The organism is Aquimarina sp. MMG016, assembly GCF_018100805.1.
GTDB lineage: Bacteria > Bacteroidota > Bacteroidia > Flavobacteriales > Flavobacteriaceae > Aquimarina.
Map to the genome: position 1 here is coordinate 18,089 of NZ_JAGJEA010000006.1, position 18,102 is coordinate 36,190.

15 protein-coding genes are annotated in these 18,102 nt (G+C 33.6%); 4 read left to right on the plus strand and 11 right to left on the minus strand.

Going from position 1 to position 18,102, the window contains the following annotated elements; translation table 11 throughout:
* Positions 1-80: 80 nt before the first annotated feature.
* The 11 genes from J8M14_RS13070 to J8M14_RS13120 form a co-directional block, all read right to left on the minus strand.
* On the minus strand, positions 81-1,184 hold the full coding sequence (locus J8M14_RS13070) for a M20 family metallo-hydrolase (protein ID WP_211075118.1): 1,104 nt from the start codon (positions 1,182-1,184) through the stop codon (positions 81-83).
* Positions 1,185-1,222: 38 nt separating this feature from the next.
* Positions 1,223-2,005, minus strand: a complete 783-nt coding sequence (argB, locus tag J8M14_RS13075; protein ID WP_211075127.1) for an acetylglutamate kinase — start codon at positions 2,003-2,005, stop codon at positions 1,223-1,225.
* Positions 2,006-2,059: 54 nt separating this feature from the next.
* A complete protein-coding gene (locus J8M14_RS13080) occupies positions 2,060-3,004 on the minus strand; it encodes an N-acetylornithine carbamoyltransferase (RefSeq protein WP_211075136.1) in 945 nt (314 codons plus the stop codon).
* A 40-nt stretch (positions 3,005-3,044) separates the two neighbouring features.
* Complete coding sequence (proB, locus tag J8M14_RS13085; protein WP_211075138.1) at positions 3,045-3,851, minus strand: glutamate 5-kinase; 807 nt, start codon at positions 3,849-3,851, stop codon at positions 3,045-3,047.
* Positions 3,829-5,025, minus strand: coding sequence for a glutamate-5-semialdehyde dehydrogenase (locus tag J8M14_RS13090; protein ID WP_211075140.1), 1,197 nt, complete (start codon positions 5,023-5,025; stop codon positions 3,829-3,831). Before J8M14_RS13090 ends, proB begins: the two co-directional genes overlap by 23 nt.
* 2 nt (positions 5,026-5,027) lie before the next feature.
* On the minus strand, positions 5,028-6,167 hold the full coding sequence (locus J8M14_RS13095) for an aminotransferase class III-fold pyridoxal phosphate-dependent enzyme (RefSeq protein WP_211075142.1): 1,140 nt from the start codon (positions 6,165-6,167) through the stop codon (positions 5,028-5,030).
* Positions 6,168-6,238: 71 nt separating this feature from the next.
* Complete coding sequence (proC, locus tag J8M14_RS13100; protein WP_211075144.1) at positions 6,239-7,033, minus strand: pyrroline-5-carboxylate reductase; 795 nt, start codon at positions 7,031-7,033, stop codon at positions 6,239-6,241.
* A gap of 1 nt (position 7,034) precedes the next feature.
* On the minus strand, positions 7,035-8,012 hold the full coding sequence (argC, locus tag J8M14_RS13105) for an N-acetyl-gamma-glutamyl-phosphate reductase (protein WP_211075145.1): 978 nt from the start codon (positions 8,010-8,012) through the stop codon (positions 7,035-7,037).
* Positions 8,009-9,199, minus strand: a complete 1,191-nt coding sequence (locus J8M14_RS13110; RefSeq protein WP_211075147.1) for an argininosuccinate synthase domain-containing protein — start codon at positions 9,197-9,199, stop codon at positions 8,009-8,011. The genes argC and J8M14_RS13110 overlap by 4 nt, the downstream gene beginning before the upstream one ends.
* Positions 9,187-9,828, minus strand: a complete 642-nt coding sequence (locus J8M14_RS13115) for a GNAT family N-acetyltransferase (RefSeq protein ID WP_211075149.1) — start codon at positions 9,826-9,828, stop codon at positions 9,187-9,189. The genes J8M14_RS13110 and J8M14_RS13115 overlap by 13 nt, the downstream gene beginning before the upstream one ends.
* 526 nt (positions 9,829-10,354) lie before the next feature.
* The gene (locus tag J8M14_RS13120; protein WP_211075152.1) at positions 10,355-11,668 is read right to left on the minus strand and encodes a polysaccharide lyase family 7 protein; all 1,314 of its coding nucleotides are present in this window, start codon (positions 11,666-11,668) and stop codon (positions 10,355-10,357) included.
* Positions 11,669-12,074: 406 nt separating this feature from the next.
* Between J8M14_RS13120 and J8M14_RS13125 the strand changes: the two genes are divergently transcribed.
* From J8M14_RS13125 to J8M14_RS13140, 4 genes are all read left to right on the plus strand, one after another.
* The gene (locus J8M14_RS13125; RefSeq protein ID WP_211075153.1) at positions 12,075-12,773 is read left to right on the plus strand and encodes a FadR/GntR family transcriptional regulator; all 699 of its coding nucleotides are present in this window, start codon (positions 12,075-12,077) and stop codon (positions 12,771-12,773) included.
* Positions 12,774-12,954: 181 nt separating this feature from the next.
* Entirely contained in the window at positions 12,955-15,294 is a 2,340-nt protein-coding gene (locus tag J8M14_RS13130) for a chondroitinase-B domain-containing protein (protein ID WP_211075154.1), read from the plus strand.
* 2 nt (positions 15,295-15,296) lie between these two features.
* On the plus strand, positions 15,297-17,579 hold the full coding sequence (locus J8M14_RS13135; protein ID WP_211075155.1) for an alginate lyase family protein: 2,283 nt from the start codon (positions 15,297-15,299) through the stop codon (positions 17,577-17,579).
* Between the two features lie 17 nt (positions 17,580-17,596).
* On the plus strand, positions 17,597-17,944 hold the full coding sequence (locus tag J8M14_RS13140; protein WP_211075157.1) for a cupin domain-containing protein: 348 nt from the start codon (positions 17,597-17,599) through the stop codon (positions 17,942-17,944).
* The last annotated feature ends 158 nt before the right edge of the window (positions 17,945-18,102 follow it).

Here is an 18,102-nt window from a genome sequence, read left to right on the forward strand (position 1 = left end):
TTTCTTAATTTATATCGTTTATTATTATCAGCCTGAACTATTCTGAACCTATACTTCGACAAGCTCTGTGCGACAAATAATTACACTATTCCTTCTAAAATTTTAACATACAACGCTACCCCTTCCTTAATTTCGTCTACATAAATAAATTCATCAGCAGAATGTGATCTGGTCGAGTCTCCTGGACCCAGTTTTAAGGACGGACAACTCAATACAGATTGATCCGATAAGGTTGGTGAACCATAGGTAGTTCTTCCTAAACTAATCCCAGATTTTACTATTGGATGATCTTTTGGTATTGAAGATGATCCCAAATGCAATGATCTTGGTTTTACCTCAACATTATTAGGCAGGGACTGCTTCACGATTTCCATAATTTCTTCGTTTTGGTATTTATCATTTACCCTAATATCAACTACCAAATCACAATGCGATGGCACCACATTATGTTGATTTCCGGCATTGATCTGAGTAACTGTTAATTTAACCTTCCCGAGTGTTTCTGATTCTTTTTCAAACTCATAATTCTTAAACCACTGAATCACTTCTAAAGCGTTATAAATTGAATTATCATCATTAGGATGCGCAGCATGACTGGCTGTTCCTTTAACTGAGACATCTAATACTAATAACCCTTTTTCTGCAATAGCTAGCTGCATTAATGTAGGTTCTCCTACAACGGCAAACTCCACATTTTTGAGATACTTCAGTACACTTTTAAGTCCAAGTGGACCGCTACTTTCTTCTTCCGCAGAAGCGACAATGACAAAATTGTAATTCAGGTCTTTTCTGTCATAGAAATAGGTAAAAGTTGCCATCAATGAAACTAAACATCCCCCAGCATCATTACTACCAAGACCATATAACTTTCCATCTTCAACAAAGGCTTTAAAAGGATCATTGGTATAATTACCATTTGGTTTTACCGTATCATGATGAGAGTTTAATAAAATCGTAGGCTTGGATTCATCAAAATATTTATTGTACGCCCAAATATTATTATTCTCCCTTTCAAAAGGAATATGGTTTTGCTTAAACCAGTTTTCAATCAATAGAGCCGTCCCTTCTTCTTCTGAAGAAAAAGATTGGGTTTCAATTAACTGACGTAAAAGCTCAATTGCTTGATCTGTTAACTCAGCAATATTTGAGTATTTGAGTTTCTGAGTATGTAAATTATCACTCATTCTTTTATCTTTTTGAATACTATCACATTACTTCTTGCTTAAAGGCTTAAAGTAGTATGTTTCACATTATTATCTTTAATAAATTCTGCATTGGCGATATGCACTTTACTTACGTTCTTTTGTAAGGCGTCAAAACAATTCTGAAGCTTTGGTAACATTCCGTCTGCAATAACCTCTGCATCTCTTAACGCTGAATATTTTTCTAAATCAATATGTTCAATTACCGAATCTTTATCTTCAATATTTTCTAAAACTCCTTTTAATTCAAAACAATAAAATAAAGACACATCATAAAAAGATCCCATTGCTGAAGCAATTTCTGAAGCAATTGTATCTGCATTAGTATTAAATAACTGCCCATTACCATCGTGAGTGACCGCACAAAATATAGGAGTAATCCCTAGTTCAATAAATCCTTTGATCATTTCTGAATTTACTTTGGTAACATCTCCCACATATCCATAATCAATAAACTGTACGGGTCTTTTCTCTGCTTGAATTACATTAGCATCAGCTCCTGTTAACCCAAGTGCATTACAATTGTTTCTCTGCAACCCTGCTACTATTTTCTTATTTAATAATCCTGCATAAGTTTTTACAACTATATCCAAATTCTTAGCAGACGTTATCCTTCTACCATCAATCATTTCTGTCTTCACTCCTAGTTTTGAAGCTAAATTGGTAGCTGATTTTCCTCCACCATGTACCAAAACCTTAGGACCTTCTATTTTTGAGAAATCTTCTAAAAAGGACGATAAAGCTTTTTCATCTTCTATGATGTTGCCACCTATTTTTGCTACTAAAAGTTTTTCCTGTTTCATTTTAGAATTATTTTAGAAAGAAAATACATCCCCCTAACCCACACCACAGTGGGATTATATATTTTTTAATATTTTTTTCAATACTAATTGAGCAGCAAAGGTTCTATTATTTGCTTGTTCGATTACAATTGAATTTTCACTATCCAAAACAGTATCCTCAACCACAACATTTCTTCTTACCGGTAAACAATGCATGAACTTTGCATTATTGGTAAGCTTCATTTTTTCCTGAGTGATCATCCAACTGCTATCTTTAGACGTTTTTCCATAATCATGATATGCACTCCAATTTTTGACATATACAAAGTCTGCATCTTTAAATGCATTTTGTTGGTTGTAATCAATGGGCACCTCATTAGTAATCTGACTGGCTAACTCAAATCCCACAGGGTGGGTAATTACAAAATCTGCGTCCATACGCTGCATCATTTCTACGAAAGAATTTGCGACTGCCTGTGGTAAGGCTTTTGGATGCGGTGCCCATGATAGTACAACCTTTGGTTTATTTGTTTTTTTATGTTCTGTTATCGTAATAGCATCTGTTAATGCCTGCAATGGATGTCCCACAGAACTCTCCATATTAACAATCGGAATGGAAGCGTATTCAATAAAGCTTTTTAATACTTTTTCTTCATAATCCTCTTCTCTGTCCTCTAATTTAGCAAAGGCTCTAATAGCCAATACATCACAGTATTGCGAAACCACCTGCGCAGCTTCTTTTACGTGCTCTGAAGTTCCCTGATCCATTACAGTTCCATCTCCATACTCCAATGACCAACCTTCTCCTGTAAAATTCATTACCATCACATTCATCCCCAGATTCAAAGCTGCTTTCTGAGTACTTAAACGGGTACGAAGGCTTGGATTAAAAAATAACATACCAATTGTTTTATTCGTTCCTAAGGATACATCCCTCAAGGGATTTTTCTTTAACTCAATAGCTTCTTTAACCCAATTATCAAGTGAATCTATGTCTTTTATGGAAAAATAATTTTTCATTATTGTCTATTTTAATACGAGAGAAATATTTCCCCTCACCTTAACCCTCCTCCAAAGAAGAGGGAACTTGATTCTTTATTTTTGTAAATATGTTCTTATCCTGTATTGCATCTACTAGAAAATCATCTTTCAATCCATTAATAATCCACGTTTCAATACCAGATTTCTGTGCAATTCGAGCTGCTTCGATTTTAGATCTCATTCCGCCAGTACCGTGAGTAGATATTGAAGTCACAATTTCACTTTCTAATTGTTCAATATCATCTACTTCGACAATCGTTTCAAAGGTTTGATTATTAACTGATTCTGCCGTACATATCCCATTGGTATTTGTTGCTATCACTAATAAATCAGCTTCCAGCAAAGAAGCTGTTAAAGCTGCTAACTTATCATTGTCCCCAAATTGAATCTCATCTGTTGCCACAGTATCATTTTCATTAATTATGGGAATGTAATTATTGGCTACCAATACATTAATTGTATTGACAATATTCTTTTTAGATTGGGTTCTTTCAAAATCTGAGTATGACAACAGACATTGAGAGGTCAACAACCCCAAATCTCTGAAACTTTCCTGAAAAATTCTCATCAAGTGTGGTTGCCCGATTGAAGCTAATGCTTGCTTTACTGTAATTTCCTTTCCATTGGTTTCCAGATGGACAAACTGTTTTGCTACTGCAATAGCGCCTGAGCTTACAATTACAAACTCGTACTGGTCTTGTAAAGCCAATATTTGCCGTCCGATATCTTCGATCTTACCACGAGAGATCTGATTAGTCTCTTTGGTCAAGGTATTCGAACCTATCTTAAGTATAATTCTCTTCTTATCTAATTTGTCCCTCGCCATGTATATACCATTTATTCGTTACCAAATGTTGTAGTCCAATTGGACCTCTTTGGTGTAATTTATCTGTACTTATTGCTAATTCTCCTCCTAGTCCTAGCTGAAACCCATCTGTAAATCTGGTAGATGCATTATGATACACCGCAGCACAATCTACCGAAGCCATAAAACTTTCTGCTTCTATTTGGTTTCGTGATATAATTGCCGCAGAATGCCCTCCACTATATTGGTTGATTTTGGAAATTGCTTCTTTTGAGTCTTCTACTTCTCCGATGACTATTTTATAATCCAAAAATTCTTCAGACCAAACATCATCATTTGTTAATGATTCTACTTCCTCATATTTTGAAAGGGAGGTATCTCCTAAAATTTCAACATTAAAGTTCTTAAGGGTCGTAATCAGATTTCGAACAAAGTCCTCCTTATTAGGAAGGTTTTTATCGATTAATACTTTATCCACCGCATTACAGGCTGAAATTTTATCGGTTTTACCATTAATAATATTATCCAATGCCAAAGCTCGATCTGCCTCACGGTGCACATATACAAAGTTATTCCCCCTACCACTTACAATAACCGGGCAAGTAGCATGCGTTTTTACAAAATCAATCAACCTCTCACCTCCTCTGGGAACAATTAAATCCACTTGCTGCGTTGGTTTTTCTAAAAATGCTTGAGTTTCGGTTCTATTATAATTCAGATACTCTACCCAATCAGTCGATATATTGTTTTCTGTTAAAGCTTGATGCCAAAGTTTTACGATTTCGAGATTAGAATTTAGAGATTCCTTTCCTCCTTTTAATAATATTTTATTACCAGATTTAAAAGCAATTCCTGCTGCTTCTATAGTAACATCAGGCCTTGATTCGTAAATGATTAATACGCTACCAAAAGATGCCGTTTTATTATATACCTGCATTCCATTTTCATGAGTGAATCGAAATCTCTCAACTCCAACAGGATCATCTTGCGCTGCCAACTGATTTAGCGAATCAATCATTCCTTTAATTTTAGATTGATCAACCTTCAATCGATCATACATTGCTTTATCATCTCCTGAATACTTTTCTACATCTATTTTGTTGGCATTGATTAAAGCATCTCTATGCTGATCGACCAGAGCTGCCATCTTTTCTAATACCGAATTTCTTTGTGATATGTTTAGTACTAAACTCATTATTATACTTTTTCTGCTACCAATACGCTTTGTAATGCTTCTACAAATTGATCTATTTCCTTTTTACCTATTGTCAATGGAGGAAGTATTCTTAACAATTTTTTATTCATTGCTCCTCCAGTAAAAATGTGTTGATCATAGATTAATTTCTTTCTTAGTTCTCCTACTTCAAAATCAAATTCTACTCCTAACATCAATCCTCTTCCTTTTACTTTCTGTACACCGGGGATTTGGGTCGCCTTGGATAAAAAGTAATCGCCTGTTAACTTAGCATTATCTATCAGATGTTCTGCTTCAATTACTTCTAGAACTGCTAAAGCAGCTGCACAAGCCAGATGATTTCCACCAAAGGTGGTTCCTAACAAACCATAACTTGGCTTGATATGAGGTGCGATTAAAATTCCTCCTATTGGAAATCCATTACCCATACCTTTTGCAATTGAGATAATATCAGGAGTGATGCCATGATATTGATGAGCAAAGAATTTACCTGTTCTACCATAACCTGACTGTACTTCGTCTAAAATGAGAACTACTCCAAACTCTTGACATAATACCTCTAAACCCTTAAAAAATTCAGTTGTGCCTTCATCTAACCCGCCTACTCCCTGTATAGGTTCTACAATTACCGAACAAACATCTCCTTTTACCAATTCGGCCTGAACTAACTCAAGTTTATTTAATGGCAAAAAAGTAACATCTTGTTGCTTATTTAAAGGTGAATTAATCTTCTTATTATCCGTCGCTGCAACAGCTGCTGAAGTTCTACCATGAAATCCATTATCAAAGGCTATCACTCTGGACTTCCCTGTCTGAAAAGAAGCCAATTTCAATGCATTTTCATTAGCCTCGGCTCCAGAATTACACAAAAACAATTGATAATCATCGTATCCAGATAATTCACCAAGCTTCTCTGCTAACTTAGATTGTAAACTGTTCTGAACAGCATTAGAATAAAAACCAAGTTTCTCAACTTGTTCTTTTAATCTTTTGACATAATGAGGATGTGAATGACCGATTGAAATCACCGCATGACCACCATAGAGATCCAGGTATTCAATTCCATTTTTATCAATCACAGTACTATCATATGCCTTTACGGGCTCAACATCATATAACGGGTATACATCAAATAATTTCATAATGTTTATTGTTGGTTAATTGTTACTCGTTGTCAAAAAATTATCTCACACTGACAAACAAAAACTACTAACTATTTTATAGTATTTATCTTTTCATAAGAAGCCATTACTCCTTTTATAACCGAGGAACTTAGTCCCTGATGTTCCATCTCATTTAGCCCTTCAATTGTACATCCTTGAGGGGTAGTCACTTTGTCGATTTCTCGCTCAGGATGAGTTCCATTTTCAGCAACTAATGTTGCTGCACCAATTGCTGTCTGTACTGCAATGATCTGTGCTTCGTGAGGATGAAACCCCATCTGGATCCCACCTTGAATCATAGCTCTAAGAAATCTTAAAAAGAAAGCAATTCCGCTGGCTCCTAAAACAGTTGCAGCTTGCATTAAGCGTTCTTCAATCACTAAGGTTTCTCCTATAGTATCAAACATTTTTTCTACAGTTGCTAATTCTTCTTTTACATCTTCATTGGCCGAAATACACGTCATTGACAGTTTTTTAGCTGCTCCTGTATTAGGCATTACGCGTACCACCTTATTGTTTGGAACTACTTCATTAATCTCTGCTATGGATGTTCCTGTAACCGTAGATATTAATATCTGATCACTTGTCAACACATCTTTGATTTCTTGTAATACAACATCCAATTGCCTTGGCTGTACACAAAGGATCACCCACTTTACATCTTTAATTGAATTTATTATATCTTGAGAAGTAGATACACCAAGTTTTTCTTCAACTTCTTTTAAGTTATATTTTGATTTATCTACTACCGTAATATCCTTTACCTTAAAAAGATCACTATTGGCTAATCCTGATATTATGGATTTACCTAAGTTTCCTCCTCCTATGATTGTTATTTTATTCATCTTAAAATGCACTTGCTTTTAATTCTAATCCTGTTTTTTCTTTTAATCCAAACATCAAATTCATATTATGAATTGCTTGTCCGGAAGCCCCTTTAATCAAATTGTCAATCACTGAGGTGATTAATAACATTCCATCTTTTTTAGAAATATGAAGAATACATTTATTCGTATTTACTACTTGCTTCAGATGAATCTCTGTATCTGAAATCATGGTAAATTCTGCATCCTTATAAAAATCTTTATACAACTGGATTGCTTCTTCTTCTGACCCTTCATATTTGGTATACAGCGTCGCATAGATTCCTTTACTAAAGTTCCCTCTATTCGGAATAAAAAACAGTGGAGCTTGAAAGTCACTTTGTAACTGTACTAGGCTTTCTTCTATTTCTCCCAAATGTTGATGAGTAAAGACTTTGTAACTAGAGAAATTATTATCTCTCCAGCTAAAATGGGTGGTACTTCCTGGCATTACGCCGGCTCCAGTACTTCCTGTTGTTGCATTAATATGTACAGAATCAGTAATCTTTCCTTGAGAAGCCAATGGAAGTAATGCTAATTGGATCGCAGTTGCAAAACACCCAGGATTAGCAATATTCTGAGCAGATTTGATCTTTGCCTTTTGTAACTCAGGTAAACCATATATAAAATCTCTTCCTAAGAAACTCTGATCATTATTCAGCCTAAAATCATTTCCTAAATCAATGACTTTTGTTTTTGCAGAAAATATATTGTTTTCTAAGAAAGATCTTGACCTTCCATGTCCTAAACAGAGAAATAATACATCAACGTCTGAATTAACAGTATCAGTAAAATTCAATTCAGTTTCTCCGATTAAATCCTGATGCTGTTTAGAAATTGCTGAACCTGCATTGGTAGTACTAAATACAAAATCTAATTGTACTTCTGGGTGATGTACTAATAACCTTAACAGCTCTCCTGCTGTATATCCTGACCCTCCTATAATTCCAACTTTTATCATGACTCACTAGGGTTTACATTATGATATATTTTATTAGCATTACCATAAATCTTAATAAACCCTTTGGCATCATCAGATGTCCAGGAGTTGTTCATTTCTCCATACTGACCAAAATCAGATTTCATCATATCAAACTCTGATTCGATACCTTCTAAAGTGAAATGATATGGTTTCAATTTTACTATAACATCACCAGTAACCGACTTTTGAGAATCTTCCATAAAAACTTCAATATTTCTCATTACAGGATCAAGGTAATTACCTTCATGTAATAGCATTCCGTACCAGTTTGCTAATTGTTCTTTCCAATATTGTTGCCACTTGGTCAATACATGCTTTTCCAGTAAATGATGTGCTTTAATAATTACCATTGGTGCTGCGGCTTCAAATCCTACTCTTCCTTTAATACCAATAATAGTATCTCCTACATGAATATCTCTTCCTATAGCAAAAGCACTTGCCAATTCTTCTAGTTTTTGAATATTCTTTACCGGGGTATCTTTAATTCCATCCAACCCAACTAACTCTCCTTTTTCAAAATTTAAGGTAATTGTTTCTTCTTTCTGTTTTTGAAGCTGACTTGGATAAGCATCTTCAGGTAAAGCGCTATGTGAAGTCAACGTTTCTTTACCTCCTACACTGGTTCCCCAAATTCCTTTATTAATAGAATACTGTGCTTTCTCCCAGCTATAGGACACACCATGCTTTTCTAGAAACTCTACTTCCGCTTGACGGGAAAGCTTTAAATCTCTAATAGGAGTAATAATTTCAATCTCGGGAGCCAACGTTTGGAATATCACATCAAATCGAATTTGATCATTTCCTGCTCCAGTACTACCGTGTGCAATATATTTTGCTCCTACTTTTTTAGCATAATTGATTACCTCAATAGCCTGAAATATTCGCTCAGCGCTTACAGATAAAGGATATGTATTATTCTTAAGAACATTACCAAAAATTAAATACTTTATTGCTTTTTGATAAAACTCATTTAATATTGTTTTATTTACGTGAGAAGTACTTCCCAACTCATAAGCCCTTTTTTCAGTTTGTTTTAACTCTTCTTCAGAAAATCCTCCTGTGTTTACCAATATGGTATGTACCTCGAGGTTTTTTTCGTGAATCAGATACTTAACGCAATAGGAAGTATCTAAACCTCCACTATATGCTACCACTACTTTTTCCATAACAACAATTGTGTATTAGTTGTAAGCATTGTCTGCTTTATTTTTTTTAATCTTTTTAATACCTTTTTATTATACCACTTTTCTTTTTTCTTCTCCTTCTTTGCAGGATCATATAACATTCCAGTACATAGACACATTTTATGTTCTTTAGCACTTAAAATGTCATAATTTGTACAAGTCTGACAACCTGCCCAAAACTTTGGGTCATCAGTAAGTTCTGAGAATGTAACTGGTTTATATCCTAAATCAGAATTAATTTTCATAACCGCTAATCCTGTGGTAATACCAAATACCTTAGAAGTAGGATATTTTTTTAGGGAATGATTGAATGTAAATTCTTTGATTTTTTTAGCTAAACCTTGATTTCTGAAATCAGGATGCACTATAAGTCCAGAATGTGCCACATATTTTTCGTGTCCCCATACCTCGATATAACAAAAACCTGCAAATTGATCACCAGATAAAGCTATAATGGCATTACCATTTCTAATTTTGGTTTTTATATACTCTGGAGTACGTCTGGCAATACCAGTTCCTCTGACTTTGGCAGAGTCTGATATTACTTCACAAATCTCTCGTGCGTAATGAAAATGACTTTTGTCTGCTATATATATTTCTACCTTATCCATAAACGTTTTTCCGTTTACAAAAGCTTTTTTTAAGTTTAAATTTAGGATTGGATTCCAAGAAAGGATTCAGAAATAGTAAGAATAACTATTAACACATACATCAATATGTTATAAAATATATTCTACTAAATCAAAAATATGGAATTGTCTCTCGGGGAAGCAGGACGCACCTACTTCGAATAAAATTAGACCCCCAAGGGGCGACGAAAGCGGCGTACAGGTATTACAGTATTACCTAATTTGTTCATGATTTGAACTTTAACTTCCGAATAAATAATTTTTGCCGTTTTCATAATAGTAACTCTAAATCGTCGGCCGTAGCCCCTTTCGTTAACTAGATGGTACAATATTACATAAAAACTATATACCAACGACAAGACCACATATATTTTTTTAAAAAAAATGTGATTTTCACAAAATAGTAGTCTCCAATTTATGATATATGTAACCAAAAACAAGAAAAACGGAAGATTACAATCTTCCGTTTTTCAAATATCTATGTAGAGGAATACTCAAATATTCCTTTTTAGTGAGTAATACTTAGGTTTTTCACTCTAACTATTCCGTGAGAACCTGTATAAGAAGCTCCTTTTACGGATTGTAAGTAATTACCAACTTTAAAATAGTTTCCTTCGGTACTCGTGTCCATTTCTTGACTAAATATTCGATTACCACCTTCAAAAAGTTCTACCAAACCATCATTATATACTAGTTTAAAAGTGTAACTTGTATCTAACTTATATGTACCACTTAAGATTCTACTTCCTCCAAGGACTTCTTCAGTAATATACCCACTAATTTTGATTCTTACATTTCCAGAAGACTGATCTGGAGATCCAATAAACTGAACTCTAATAACATCATCCACAGTATTCCCTGGACCATGTATTTGCCCAAAACATAGTACACCATCTTTTCCACTTTTACTTTTAGGTAATTGATCTACTCTAACCGTCCAAGTCATAGTATTATTACCATTTTTTGCATCCCAGCTAGCAAGATTACCATTTTTCAGCTCTCTTAATTCGACTCTTGGGTTTTGGGAATTTGCAGAACCTCCTAATCCTCTATAACATTTAAAATATGTCCATTCTCCATCTGTATAGAAATAATTAGGATCTTCATAAGTACTAAATGTTTCACCTGTAGCATCCAGAACATCATCACGATAGGTTGCTGATGAACCAGGACTACCTGTAAAACAATTTAATTTCCAAGTATTGGAAGTAAGCCCTAAAATATCACCGGGAGAGTTTCCTCCTGGTGGCGGAGGTGGTGGAGGTGTGCTTCCGGATGAGTGTATTTGTGTTTCTGTAATACTGTTCCAGGCACCACTAGAATTACCAAAACAAGATATTCTTACATATCTGGCACTGATTTCATTAAAACTATAAGTTTCAAGATTTGTAGTGTTCCCGCTGCTACCTGTTCTTTTAGCGTCAAAAACTGTACTCAAACTAGAAGTAGAATTACCAACTCTAATCTTAAAATATGCTTTACGCTGATTTCCTTTATACCAGGCAATTTTGAGACTAGATATAGTTTTTGGAGACCCTAAATCATAAGTAATATACTTTCCGGAATACCCTTTTGAAGACCATCTAGTATTTAAATTACCATCCAAAGTATTCGCAGGTACATTACCATCATCACCATTTGCCGAAACGCTAGCAGGTGTAATTATAGCCTTGAGACCAATACTTTCTTCGGTTAGCTCTGTAATTTCAGTATTGAACCCTTCATTTTCGCAAGATAGAGTTATGAAAAAAACTGAAAACAAGCATAGTTTGTGCAAACGAGAAAAAGATATTCTTTCTCGATTTATCAAATAGTTTTTCATGTCATATACATTTAGAATGTTAATAAAAGTTTGTGCTGTTTTAATAAATGACGTTAAATTGGTTGACCAATTTTACACAATAATAACAATTTTATAACACAACTCAAACGATTTCGTAAAAAAATCAAAAAATAACCATCACATAATCAAATTATTAACTCAAAAAATGAAAAGTTCACAATATCAAGTTTTATACAAAAAAATCTTTAAGCCACCAGTATCTATTGCATTTGTAAGAATTATCTCCGTTTTAAAAGCAGAAGAATACTATTGAAAAGTTTTTACCCAAAAGTTTTTCTTTCTCCTTAGTTTTTAAACATAAATATTCTTCCAATTGAGCCTAATTATGTTTTTTTTAATTAATTTAGATGGTTAACCAATTAATATTGATACGAAATTGATTTCTATGGAAAAAATTGAAAAAAGTCCTAAAAGCAATAAAAACATTGAAGAAACTATTATTTCAAAAATTAAAGAATTAATTGTCTCCAAGCACCTTGAACCCGGTGATCGTCTTCCTGCTGAGAGAGATCTTGCCCAAAAATTTGGTGTAAGTCGCAATCAGCTACGACAAGCAATTCAACGATTAGAATTTTATGGATTGGTAAAAAAATACCCTCAAAGTGGTACTCGAATTTCCAATATCGGTGTAACTGCTTTAAATGGAATGATGTCGGACATTTTACAATTACAAAAGCCAGATTTTAAATCTTTAGTAGAAACTCGTATAATACTAGAAACCAATGCTGTAAGATTAGCAGCAACTAGAAGAACAGAAGATCAGATTAACGAAATACAAAAAGCACACGACGCTTATAGCGAAAAAGCAATAATGGGGATTGAGGCTGTAGAAGAGGATTTGATGTTCCATATCAAATTAGCAGAGGCCAGCAACAATAGTGTTGTAAACTCTTTAATGTTAATTATTACACCCGAAATCATCACCCATTTCATAAAAAACAAAGTCTGTAATAAGGAAGAGAATTACCTATTAATTAAAGAACATCAGGCAATTATAGACGCCGTTAAAGAAAAAGATCCTGATAAAGCCGCTCATCATCTAAAAAATCATTTTAGAGAATTATATAAATATTGTGAAGGGTAGTGAGATTAAATTCGCTAGGATTTTTTATCTATTTAAAAATCATATTAAATTTTCATTCAAGTTTTATCAAGAAACTGACTGTTTTTTTATATAAATATTAAAAAAACAGCTTCACTTTCTTTGAATATTGATTTATATGCTTATTTTTGGTTAACCAAATTGGTAAACCAGATTTGTTTTTATGAAAAATACACTTTTATATTACTCATTAACAACCCTATTATTGTTCTCTTGTAATATTTCTAATCAGGAGAAAAAAACAAATAACATCATTAACTCAGTTGATGCTTTCAACGAAGCTCTTAAAATTGTGCAACCAGGAGATTCTCTAATATTAGCAAAAGGAGTTTGGAGAGATGCTGAACTATTATTCGAAGCAAAAGGAACCGAAAACAAACCTATCACATTAACAGTAGAAGAAAAAGGAGCAACTACTCTTGAAGGTTCCTCATACCTTCGCATTGCAGGTGAGCATTTAGTTATAAGTGGTTTGGTATTTAAAAACGGCTTCACTCCTACTTCTGAAGTAATTTCCTTTAAAAAGGACAAAGCCAATTTTGCATCCAATTGCCGCCTTACTGAATGTGTAATTGATAATTATAGTAACCCTGAGCGCAGAGAACAAGATTATTGGATTGGTATTTATGGCAAAAATAACCGCATTGATCATAATCATATTGAAGGAAAAAGCAATCTAGGAGTTACTATGGCTGTAAGATTAAACTCAGAAGAGTTCATAGAAAACCATCATAGAATTGATCACAACTATTTTGGCCCCAGACAGACTTTAGGCTCTAATGGTGGAGAAACATTAAGAATAGGTACAAGCCATCATTCATTGAGTAATTCTAATACGATTGTAGAATACAATTATTTTGATCGCTGTGGTGGAGAACTAGAAATTATTTCAAATAAATCATGTCAAAATACATTTCGCAATAATGTGTTTTATGAATGTCGAGGTACCCTGACAATGCGTCACGGCAACGAAACCAATGTAAACAATAATATATTTATTGGCAATGGAGTGCCTAGTACGGGTGGTATTCGTGTAATTAACGGAAAACAAACCGTAGAAAATAACTATGCGATCGGACTTACAGGATATAGGTTTGGCGGAGCTTTGGTAGTCATGAATGGTGTGCCTAACTCTCCTCTAAATAGATATTTTCAAGTTTCAGATGCAAAAATTAGAAATAACACATTTATAGATTGTGATTATATCCAATTATGTGCTGGCAGTGATGCAGAAAGAAGCGCAACTCCCATAAACTCTGTAATGGAAAATAACATTTTTTATAATGGAAGAAAAGATAATTCATTTACCGTATATGACGACATTACTGGAATAAACTTTAATAATAACATCATAAGCCCTAATACAAAATCCATAAAAGATGAAGGATTTATTGCTAAAAATTTAAACTTTAAAAAGAATAGTAATGGGTTATTACTTCCTACCGATATAAATCTTAACGCAGGTGCTATAATCAAAGGAGAAATTCCGACTAAAGGCACTTCAGGAGCTTCATGGTACCCTAAGACAGAAAAAATTGTGATGTTCAATTCTGGTAAGAATATTCAAGTAACACCTGGGATCAATACACTATTTGATGCGGTAAAAAATTCTGCTCCAGGGGATATTATCGAACTAACTTCTGCTAGCGGATATTTAATTACAAAAACAATAGACATAAACCACCCAATAACCATTAAATCTTTTATAGATAAATCAACAATTACATTTGAAAAAAAATCACTTTTTGATATTCAAAATGGAGGTAGCCTACAACTAAACGGATTAGTATTTGATGGAAAAGAAGCTCCTGATTACTCAGGTAATGCAGTTATTAGGACGAGTAAGTATTCCATGAATAAAAATTACCAGCTACTCATCGACCATTGTGATTTTAAAAATTTAGATATTAATCATTCATATGATGTAATAAAGGTATTCAAAAATACTATGGCGGATAAGATTAGTATTACTAATTCATCCTTTAGAAATATAACAGGAAACATACTTTCACTGGATAAAGAGATTGGTGAAAACGGAATTTTCAACGCAGAATTCGTAACTCTTAGAAACAATATTTTTTCAGATATCGATGGAACTATACTTAATCTGGTAAGAGATGGTCGCGATGAAAGTACATTTGGTCCATTCTTAACATTTGATCATAACGTGGTAGACAATGTAGGACATGGCAAAAGGAATAAAAGTAAAAAATCAATTTCTTTAATTGGAGTTCAAAATGCAATAATTAAGAATAGTATTTTTAGGAACAGTAAGGGTATACAAATGCATTTAGTAGTTGGCGGGCCAATTGCAAAAATACATCATAATAACTTTTTTAACTCTGAAGAGGTAACAGTTACCGGTGATCAAAAATATGAAATCTATAAACAATGGTCTTTAGAACCTGGGTTTAAAAGCCCTATCACCTACCAACTTGGAAAAAAATCTGATCTACTTGCCAAAGGAGATGATGGTTTAGCTTTAGGTATAATCAATAAATAGTCATGCTAAAATCAAAATTACAAGTGCAGCTACTAAATATTAAGCAAAACATTTTCATTATTTCTTTGATTATCTTTTGCTTTCATCTTTCTGCTCAGGAACACCCTAGTCTGGTTTTGACAAAAAAAGGAGTAGAAAACATTCGAAAGCACTTGGGAACTATTCCTATTTTTGATGAAACTCTGGCTGAGGTAAAAAAAGAAGTTGACATAGAAATCAAGACCGGAATTCACGTACCTACCCCTAAAGACATGGCTGGAGGGTATACTCACGATAGGCATAAAAAAAACTGGTTCACACTCCAAAAAGCTGGGGTACTATATCAACTTTTGGAGGATGAAAAGTATGCAAATTATGTACATAATGTCCTTAAGGAATACGCAGAAATGTATCCAAAACTCGCGTTACATCCTCAAACCAGATCTTACGCAAGAGGAAAAATATTCTGGCAATGTTTAAACGATGCAAATTGGTTAGTATATGTAAGTCAGGCCTATGATTGTATCTATGAATATTTGTCTAAAGAAGAACGAAATCATCTAGAAGAAAACCTATTCATTCCATACGCGAAATTTCTTTCTGAAGAAAGTCCTCAATTCTTTAATCGCATTCACAATCATAGTACCTGGGGTAATGTAGCAGTAGGTATGATTGGTTTGGTAATGAATAATAAAAAATTAATAAATAAAGCATTATACGGGTTAAAAAATGACAATATAGATTTGAATCTAAAAGATAATGATGGTGGTTTTATTAAGTCAAAAGGACAAAGCACAGGTTTTTTGGCAAATCTAAACGAACCATTTTCCCCAGATGGATATTATACCGAAGGGCCTTATTATCAACGATACGCAATGTATCCTTTTATGATTTTCGCAGAAGCATTACAAAACACAAAACCAGAATTAAAAATCTTTGAGCACAAAGAAGGAGTCTTAATTAAATCAGTATATGCGCTATTAAATCTGACGGATAATGATGGTGAATTCTTTCCGCTTAATGATGGACAAAAAGGAATGTCATACTACTCCAGAGAGTTGGTATCTGCTGTAGATATAGCTTATCATTTTGGTGGAAATGACACCTCTTTATTAAGTATTGCCAAACTGCAAAACAGAGTGCAATTAGATGATTCCGGCTTAGCCATTGCTTTGGGAATACAACAACAAAAAACAACTCCTTTTATAAAAAAATCAGTTGAACTAAGAGATGGAGCTGATGGTTCCGAAGGTGCAATAGGCATTTTACGATCAGTAGATCAAGAGTTTGGATTGGTCATGAAATATTCTGCCCAAGGTTTAAGTCATGGTCATTATGATAAATTATCCTTTTCCTACTATCATAATGGAACCGAAATATTTCAAGATTACGGTTTGGCAAGGTTCGTGAACATTGAGCAAAAAAATGGTGGTGGTTATCTCAAAGAAAATAAGACGTGGGCTAAACAAACTATAGCACATAATACTATTGTTCAGGATGAAGCCTCTCATTTTAATGGGAAGTATGAAATAGGTAGCAAACATCACTCAGAAAAATACCTTTTTGATACGTCAAACCCTAAATTACAAATAGTAAGCGCGAAGGAAAATAATGCATACCCAGGCACAAAGCTTCATAGAACAATGCTTATTCTTGATGATGAAGGTTTTGAAAATCCATTATTGATTGATGTTATGCATTTTAATTCTGATAGTATTCATCAGTTCGACTTGCCATTTTACTACCACGGACAAATTATAAATACCAATATTAAATATGATAACTATGACAACCTGGCTAAACTTGGTACCAAAAACGGTTATCAACACCTTTGGTTAGAAGGAAAAAAAGTCATACAAAATGACAAAACCATTCAATCTACCTGGTTGTCAAATAATATATTTCATACACTATCAACTCTGACCAAAAATCAAGATGAATTTTTGTTCGCTCGAATTGGCGCTAATGACCCGAAATTTAACTTAAGAAGAGACCCGGCATTTATTCTCAGAAAACCAAAGGTTGAGAATGGAGCATTCATAAGCGCAATTGAAACACACGGCTCATATAATGCAGTTACAGAAATTGCAAATAATACTTACAGCAATATTCAGGAAATCAAAAAAATTCCTAATAATAACAAAAACTATTTGGCCTGGTCAATCACAACCAAAAAAAACAAATTGCACACATTCATCCTTTGCGTATCTACAACACAGGATTCAAAAAAGCACATAATCAATTTACAAGGGAAAAACTACCAATGGTCTGGCCCTTTTTACCACAATAAAACAAACAAATTTTAATTTTTAATCAGAATCATATGAAAAGTTTTGGATCAAGCAAAGAATTTATAAAAGGAGATGAAATCCAATGGGAAACTGTAGGCGAAGGAGTGAAACGTCAAATTATGGGATATGATGATAAGCTAATGCTAGTAAATGTAGAATTTGACAAAGGAGGAATTGGAGTAATGCATAAGCACTATCATTCTCAAGTAACTTACGTCGTGAGTGGAGAGTTTAAAGTTACTATAGGTGATGAAACAAAAATTTTAAAAGGTGGAGATTCATTTTATATCCCACCTAATGTAATGCACGGAGCAGTGTGTTTAGAATCCGGTTTTTTGATAGACACATTCAGTCCAATTCGAGAAGATTTTATGGAATAAATTTTCTTTGCAACTTCACAATACCATAATTTATTAAGAGAATTTCTCAATTTTTATTAGAAACGAGATCCATTCTTTAAAATTTTAACATTTAAAGTTGTTATATTTTTTTGTTTAACAATAAAATAACATATATTTGGTAAACCAATTTGGTTATC

Bases quoted from the DNA above. Each gene is read 5' to 3' on its own strand.
- J8M14_RS13070 (WP_211075118.1), bottom strand. From the start codon at position 1,184: ATGAGTGATAATTTACATACTCAGAAACTCAAATACTCAAATATTGCT.
- argB (WP_211075127.1), bottom strand. From the start codon at position 2,005: ATGAAACAGGAAAAACTTTTAGTAGCAAAAATAGGTGGCAACATCATA.
- J8M14_RS13080 (WP_211075136.1), bottom strand. From the start codon at position 3,004: ATGAAAAATTATTTTTCCATAAAAGACATAGATTCACTTGATAATTGG.
- proB (WP_211075138.1), bottom strand. From the start codon at position 3,851: ATGGCGAGGGACAAATTAGATAAGAAGAGAATTATACTTAAGATAGGT.
- J8M14_RS13090 (WP_211075140.1), bottom strand. From the start codon at position 5,025: ATGAGTTTAGTACTAAACATATCACAAAGAAATTCGGTATTAGAAAAG.
- J8M14_RS13095 (WP_211075142.1), bottom strand. From the start codon at position 6,167: ATGAAATTATTTGATGTATACCCGTTATATGATGTTGAGCCCGTAAAG.
- proC (WP_211075144.1), bottom strand. From the start codon at position 7,033: ATGAATAAAATAACAATCATAGGAGGAGGAAACTTAGGTAAATCCATA.
- argC (WP_211075145.1), bottom strand. From the start codon at position 8,012: ATGATAAAAGTTGGAATTATAGGAGGGTCAGGATATACAGCAGGAGAG.
- J8M14_RS13110 (WP_211075147.1), bottom strand. From the start codon at position 9,199: ATGGAAAAAGTAGTGGTAGCATATAGTGGAGGTTTAGATACTTCCTAT.
- J8M14_RS13115 (WP_211075149.1), bottom strand. From the start codon at position 9,828: ATGGATAAGGTAGAAATATATATAGCAGACAAAAGTCATTTTCATTAC.
- J8M14_RS13120 (WP_211075152.1), bottom strand. From the start codon at position 11,668: ATGAAAAACTATTTGATAAATCGAGAAAGAATATCTTTTTCTCGTTTG.
- J8M14_RS13125 (WP_211075153.1), top strand. From the start codon at position 12,075: ATGGAAAAAATTGAAAAAAGTCCTAAAAGCAATAAAAACATTGAAGAA.
- J8M14_RS13130 (WP_211075154.1), top strand. From the start codon at position 12,955: ATGAAAAATACACTTTTATATTACTCATTAACAACCCTATTATTGTTC.
- J8M14_RS13135 (WP_211075155.1), top strand. From the start codon at position 15,297: ATGCTAAAATCAAAATTACAAGTGCAGCTACTAAATATTAAGCAAAAC.
- J8M14_RS13140 (WP_211075157.1), top strand. From the start codon at position 17,597: ATGAAAAGTTTTGGATCAAGCAAAGAATTTATAAAAGGAGATGAAATC.